General features: G+C 40.1%; 6 protein-coding genes. All 6 read left to right on the plus strand.

The genetic code is table 11. The annotated features are described in order from the left end of the window. The first annotated feature begins 183 nt into the window (after positions 1-183). Positions 184-1,320, plus strand: a complete 1,137-nt coding sequence (locus I6E11_RS13830; RefSeq protein ID WP_262911728.1) for a DUF3575 domain-containing protein — start codon at positions 184-186, stop codon at positions 1,318-1,320. Positions 1,321-1,323: 3 nt separating this feature from the next. Beyond that, the gene (locus I6E11_RS13835) at positions 1,324-2,478 is read left to right on the plus strand and encodes a hypothetical protein (protein ID WP_235338728.1); all 1,155 of its coding nucleotides are present in this window, start codon (positions 1,324-1,326) and stop codon (positions 2,476-2,478) included. Then, entirely contained in the window at positions 2,444-3,724 is a 1,281-nt protein-coding gene (locus I6E11_RS13840; RefSeq protein ID WP_235338729.1) for a fimbrillin family protein, read from the plus strand. Before I6E11_RS13835 ends, I6E11_RS13840 begins: the two co-directional genes overlap by 35 nt. Before the next feature lie 50 nt (positions 3,725-3,774). Beyond that, entirely contained in the window at positions 3,775-5,034 is a 1,260-nt protein-coding gene (locus I6E11_RS13845; protein WP_235338730.1) for a fimbrillin family protein, read from the plus strand. A gap of 32 nt (positions 5,035-5,066) precedes the next feature. Continuing rightward, positions 5,067-6,224, plus strand: a complete 1,158-nt coding sequence (locus tag I6E11_RS13850; protein WP_235338731.1) for a fimbrillin family protein — start codon at positions 5,067-5,069, stop codon at positions 6,222-6,224. A 16-nt stretch (positions 6,225-6,240) separates the two neighbouring features. Next, positions 6,241-7,119 (plus strand): fimbrillin family protein (locus I6E11_RS13855; RefSeq protein WP_235338732.1); only part of this gene is annotated, 879 nt, incomplete at its 3' end.

Below are 7,119 nucleotides of genomic sequence, written 5' to 3' on the forward strand. Positions count from 1 at the left end.
GGATAATATAGTTAGTATTGGTTTCGAAGTGATAGAATTTTGAATGAAATGTTTGTTTATAAATAAATGTTAATTCAAAAAAGAGAGAAACATTATAGAAATATGAAACACACTTTGTGACGTCAGTCCGATAATTGTAATATTGGTTTTGCCGTTGCAGTAGATTAGAATAAAATTGGGTGTATGTTTAGGAGTTTTATAGATAGTCATAAATTTGTGTCTCCTTTTTATATAATATTTCTAGTATGCCTGTTGTGCTCGACTAATACTGTGCAATCGCAGAGCAAAAGAGCATACAAGGTTAAGGAAGACACTATTATCAGCTTTAAAGACAGATGGTCCGTCAAGACCAATGCTGTGGGGTGGCTTATGACTATACCTAACGCCGCTGTGGAATTCGATATCTCGAATTCTGTCTACAACAAACTTACTTTGAACCTTGAAGGAAAGTACAACGGGTATACTTCGCACAATTTTCTGCCATATATGGTAATGAATTATTGGGAGGTGAGACCCGAAGTGCGCAAATACTGGCGTACGGATTTCAGGGCAAATTCCGGTACGAAGCCAACCCTATACGAAAAACTATTCTCGAAGCAGAGGGTTAATCCACGATACTGGCGTGCATACTATCTGGGAGGATACCTCAATGCCGGAGGGTACGACCTTAAATTCTCGGAAAACGGTGTACAGGGAAAATACATAGGGGCAGGTGTCACTGCCGGATATAGTATTCCGCTATATTCTTATAAGAAAGGTTATATTGATTTGGAACTTGGCGGGAGTCTGGGACTGATGATGACGCGCAATAACAAGTTTGCACTGGACAGGGAGAATAATGTTTATATCCCGACGTCGGATGTGAGAAACTGGCATATTGTGCCTTTCCCCGTGGTGAGCGATTTGAGGGTGGCATTCGTGTTCCGATTCAAGTCTATCAAGGATAAGTACAAACGCATAGACCATGCCAAGATACAGGCTCGTGAGGCTGCCAAACTGGAAAAACGCCGTATAAAGGATTCCATACGTGTGGCAAAGCATATGGAAGACAGCTTGCAGGATTTGAGAAAGAAATTTGTGAAAGACTCTATACGCGCTGCGAAATTGCTTGAAGACAGCCTGGAAGAGCAGAGAAAGATATTCGTAAAGGACTCTATAGCAAATGCTAAGAAGGTTTTGAAGGAAGCTGAAGCTTTGGAAGCTGCAAAGAAGAAAGAGGAAGAGGAGAAGAATGAAAAGGAACAGAGAGCTCCCAAAGAAACTCCTCTGAAAGAAAATGAAGAGAACAACGATAATGCTGTGATTAAAGAAGAAGATTGACATATGATGTTTTTAAAAAGAAAATACTTGTTTGGCTCATTTGTTATCGCCTGTGTGGCGACAGCATGTTCGTCCATGCCCGATACTAACGAGGTGGTGGTGAAGAACGAATTTGCCGGTGTAAGTTTCAAATTCGAAAACATACAGTCGGAAACGGGTGCTGAAAACTCCACAGACAGCATGTATTGCCTTTTGAACAGAATCCAGTATACGTGTCACTACTTTGTAAAGACTGACCTGAACGGGGTTCCGGAAAATAAGAACCAGGTATCATCGTCGGAAGAAATAACAGATGGCTCGCTGTTCGATTCGAAACTGTATATAAAGCCGGGCGAATATAATATGTGCGTGTTCAATAAACCGCAGAAAGGGCTTCTGGTAGATTCTTTACTTATTTTTCAGACCACAACTGATGTATCGCTCCGCGATTTGGTGCTGAGCGTGGAAAAACGTGATATGTCCGAGATGGATGCATTGGTGGGAAACGACGGAACGATGGCGAAGTGGATAGACCTGAACGGTGCGTATCCTTACATCCAAAACATTTCTCCTGTGTCGTCGGACATCAAGCAGAACTTTATGATAAACAGTGTGGAGGAGACGGTGCTGAGCTTTTCACCTCAACGTCTCACCCAGAGAGTTGTCATTCCTTTTCAGGTGACGGTAGAAGATGGGGTGACCATTTCTAAGGCTCTGATGGAGGTATCAGGGATTGCAAGGCAGAAATATCTGCTGAATAATATACTAGTGTCTGATTATGAAGGCACAAACACAGCCAGGACTATTCTCAAGGCACAGAATGTAAAGACAGAAGGCAATAACTATTTCTTCGAAGTGGAACTGCATTCATTGGGATTAATCCCCAACAGGCTTGACGAAAGCTCTATCGGTCCCGGTGTGATACAGCTCGGTATTTTTGCCGAAGCATCCGGCAAGAGCAAAACACTGCGAACTACAAAGAACATCTCGCGCTTCCTCAGAGAAGAGAACAGTGTGGAATATAACAAGGTGGAGGACTACTATAAGGTGAAAAACTACGATGTAGTGCTCAATACCGGTTTCAGATTTATGATAACAAAGGAACAGGTTATGTCCGACACTGAAGACGGAGTACACGAATGGGATGATGAAGATAATGACATGGAAGGTGAAATTTGATTTAATACGAATGAAATATACAGGGTTACATATTAAGGTTACCATAATGCTGGCAGGCGCGGTCATGGCTATGTCCGGGTGTGCCGACCATTCCTATCCGGGTGAAGAGGTGATTTCTTCGTCCTTAGATAAGGAACCGCTTCATGGTACGTTCCCGATACAGCCTTCGATAGGAAACTCACAGCTTGGCGAGGATGTGGGCACCAGAGTATCTGATATGAAGAAGGAGTTGTGGGACACCGTATACATATATTCATATAAAAAAGATTTGTCCACAAATTACACTATCAATTCTACAGACGACAAGAATGTCTGCCTGCTGGATGGTCTGATGCAGGATGTACAGTCGCAGCATGGCAAGAAATCGATGCTTGCCGATGACGAGCCTTATCTGACGTGGACCAACAATCCGAAGACTGTTTATTTTCATGACAACAATCAGCCGTACGACATGTTTGCCTATTATCTGGACGGTGCATATACACCCGACGGCAATATCACAAAGTCCGATGACGGCATAAGGATGGAAATCACCGTAAACGGATATAACGACATAATGAGTGCCAAGGCTGCAGTGACAGAAGAACAGCTTACTTCCGGCTCATTCTCCGAGAAGGACAAGCAGGCCATTATTGATATGAGTTTCAGTAACATTACAGCTGCATGGAACATACAGCCGATATTCCAGTTCAAGCACCATATGTCAAGATTCGTGTTCTACCTCTATCCGGCACGCGAGGATGTAGGCAATGTATATATCGAAAGCATCTGTGTCAAGTCGAAAACGCGTGGAGTCTTCACTGTGGCAAGCTCGGCAGTGGGTAATATGGGAGTGGACTTCTCGCAGGAACAGGAGAAGGTGGATATGTATCTCCCGGAGCCTGACAACACACCACTGGTGAAAGACAGATATCATCCTATAACAGAAGGAGTGGATTTCAGCAAGCCGGTATATCAGCGTCCATATACACAGGTAGGAGGGGCATTGCTGCTGCCTCCGGGAGAATCGGAATATGTGTTCGATGTACTGCTGAAACAGGAAAAGAACGGCCTGGTTATGTTCAATACCTATCCGGTGACACTGACTGCAAGCGGTGGGGCATACGAGCCAGGCAACCAGTATAACGTGAAGCTGGCAGTATATGGAATAATGGACATACGCCCTCAGGTGACAATCACTCCGTGGGTGTTTGGCGGAAGCATAACAATAGATCCAGACGAAGATTTTGAAAACAGTTATAATTAGTGTTTAATTTAATTTTCTATTTTATGAACAAAACATGGATTTTTGCAACTATGGCGCTCACATTGGCGGCAAGTTGCTCAAGGGACAAGGATGTTGACAATCTGGACAACAACAACAAGATTGACGACACAACAATTGAAGAAATCGTTCTTGGCGCAGGTCAGAGCGTAAGTGTTACTCCGGCATCAAGAGGTATCGGTGCAGTAGGTGATTTGGCAGCTACTAACTCTTGGAATGGTGAGACTGTTTATGTGTATGGTATTAATAATGGAGCTTATGGAGCAGAAGGGGCAACAAAAACTGTTGTAATTAATGCTGATCAAGCGACCGCACCTGAATATGTGGATCAGGCAATAGAAAAAGGAACTTTGACATTAACGGGACAGTATTTCTATAATGGCAATGATGTGTATGATTTTTATGCAGCTCATATTGATGATGCAGTATTAGTAGATCCTACCAGTATGGATATTCCATTAAAAACTGAACCAGTTGGCTCAAAAGAACCTGAAGATTTATCAAATGGGTTCTTTGTTAAATTAAAAATTGACGGTACTCAGGATATAATGGTCGCATCGACTGATAAAAGTGCAGATATTACAGCTGTTGTTGATGGTGAAGTACAGGATACTGATGCTGATAAAGAAAGGGTCTATAGTGCATGGTCTGCAAGACGTGATGTTGTCCCTAACTTGAAATTTAATCACTTGTTGACACAACTTAGATTTAATGCAAGGACTGGTAGTAATAGTCCTATCACAGAAACAGCTAATGCTATAAAAATAAAATCTATTGAGGTGAAGAATGTAGTAAATACAGGTACACTGACTATTATTCCTGGCGGCACAAATCCAGAACAAGGATTTGAAGCTGACACTGATGCTCCAAAGGTATCATTCTGGGCAAAGCAAATACCTGCAAATAAGGGGGATAAATTGGCAGATTTTCCTGAAGCAGGTGTTGATGTTACTACTAAAGTAAGTGAAAACCATGCTCCTGTTTCTGCTCCTATGTTGTTGTATCCACAAGATACTTATGAAATCGTTATTACTACATCGCAAACTCCTGTAGGAGGAACAGAGGTTGTCGGAACAATTGAAGGAACTTTGAAAGTTGCGAAAGCAGAAGGTGGTGATGCTGCTAATACATCTGGTATATTTGATCCGGGAGTATTATACGATGTGAATATTACTGTGTATGATGTTGAAAAAATTGAAATTTCCGGAGAACTTATTGAATGGAAGTACGGTGGTAGTATAGATGTTGACCCAGATGATGTAGATGAAATACCTGTGACACCTGGAGCTTAATGAAATATTAATTTTAAAAAATATAGATAGTTATGAAAAAAACTTTTTTATTTAGTATGGCTTTAGTTGCAGCATTGAGCAGCTGTACTAAAGATTCAGCAATTGAGAATGATAATAACAATGGTACAAATCTTGATTTGAATCCAAATGCCCCTGTAGCTATTCAGCTTGGAGCAGGTAGTAATATCTCTGCAGGTGTTGAAGAAATGCCTAAGTCAAGAGGAGTGGTAAATGCTTGGAATAATACTAAGATTGGTATTTTTGCATTATCAAAAGCTGGTGATTGGAATGCAGAACAGGTAGCTAGTGATCCTACAGTACTTTGGAATAATGTACAAGGAACAGTGAGTGCAGCAAATAAAGTAACAGATTTTGTTTTGGGTAATCAACCTGGATATTATCCTAATCAAGGAACTTTGAATTATAGTTTTTATGGATACTGTCTTACTGATGATCTTACTACAATAGCAGAAAGTTGGGATGCTCCAACTATCAATGCTGGGGGTGATGTAGTTACTGTAACTCATGAAATTGATGGTACGGACGATATTTTATGGGGCAAGGCAGAAGCTACACAATTGAATGGAATAGGAGAGGACAGCGAAAATACTTACGATGGATATAATGCTAAATATTTCCGTAAGGGAGATGGAGCTGTTACTCCAAGTATGTCATTTCGCCATTTGCTGACTCAGCTACAGTTTAATGTAAATAAATCTGCTAGTTATGAAGGTGGTCAGACTTTATACTTAAGAAGTATAACTGTGAAAGCTGTTGATACAAACCTTGATTTGACTATTGCTGATGTTTCAGGCACTAATGGAGAAGGTAAGCTTACAGTTAACGCAGATGCTAGAAACAAAGATTTAGCTGTTTCAAATATCGCTGCGAATGGTATTGCGATAGCTGATTTGGATGCTTTAAAACCAGCCGGTGATCCAATTATGTTGTATACTGATGGCGCAACTACAAATACTTTTGAAATAGAAGTTGTGTTGGCAGGTGGAACAGAACCAGATAGCCCAAAAAGCACAAATAAACTTACTATCACAGCTCCTAATTCAGGTATTTATGAAATAGGTACGGCATATAAGGTTAATCTTACAATCAATAGCTTGGAAAGTATAGATTTGGATGCTACAGTAGCTAAATGGGTAGAAGAAAAAACTCCAATTGAAGGCGAAATTTAATGATTACACTTAATATATGAGATTATTATCAATTATATTATTTTTATTGGTACTTCTCCCTTCCTGCCGGAAGGGGGAAGCTCCATCATATGAGGAGGATGACAATAATGTAGAGAAACCAAAGTATGTTTGGTTTAGCTCTGGTATTTCTGTAGAGGTCCAGAGTAATGCTCTTGGACGCTCTGCTATTGATACTGACAGATTGTCTGGAAACTCTGAAGTAGGAGTTTTTGGTATAAGAGCAACTGAGAGTGAACAATCAACTTTGGGTGATAGAATTAATGGAGATGCTGAATGTCAGGAATACTTGGAGAACGTGAAGTATGTTGTGGATCCAGAGTCTGGCTTATTGCAGCAAGAGAATCTCGCAGAATGGCCTAATAACTCAAGTGGTTATGAAGGACTCTCATTTTATGCATATTATCCTTACGATTTAAGTATTACACGTAATAGTATACAGGGACATCCGCAAATAGAAGACTCGTACTATTCAAAAATATCATTGGATAATAGTGATATGAGTCTTACAAAAGATTATTTATATACAGGAAAAATATATGAGAATACTCCTTCCGGTCAAACCGATACTAAGGTCAAATTATTGTTTAAGCATGCTTTGAGTAGAATTAAATTTGTGATAGAATCGACAAAACCAGGTGTATCAACCCATGTGTATAAAATCGTTGTAAATGCTAATTGTGGAAAGGATGGTAAGTTTTATATAGCAGATGGTACTTGTAAACCAGATAAAACTACTTCATTAAGTTATACGTATAAAGTAAAAAAGGATTTGACTACTGAAAATAGTATACAGGCAGATTTTTTATTATTTCCAAATGTAATGATTAATTATATAGATTTGTACATTAATTCGGAATATGAAGATCCTTATACT

Origin of the sequence: Bacteroides caecigallinarum (genome assembly GCF_021531075.1) — a bacterium.
Taxonomy (GTDB): domain Bacteria; phylum Bacteroidota; class Bacteroidia; order Bacteroidales; family Bacteroidaceae; genus Phocaeicola; species Phocaeicola caecigallinarum_B.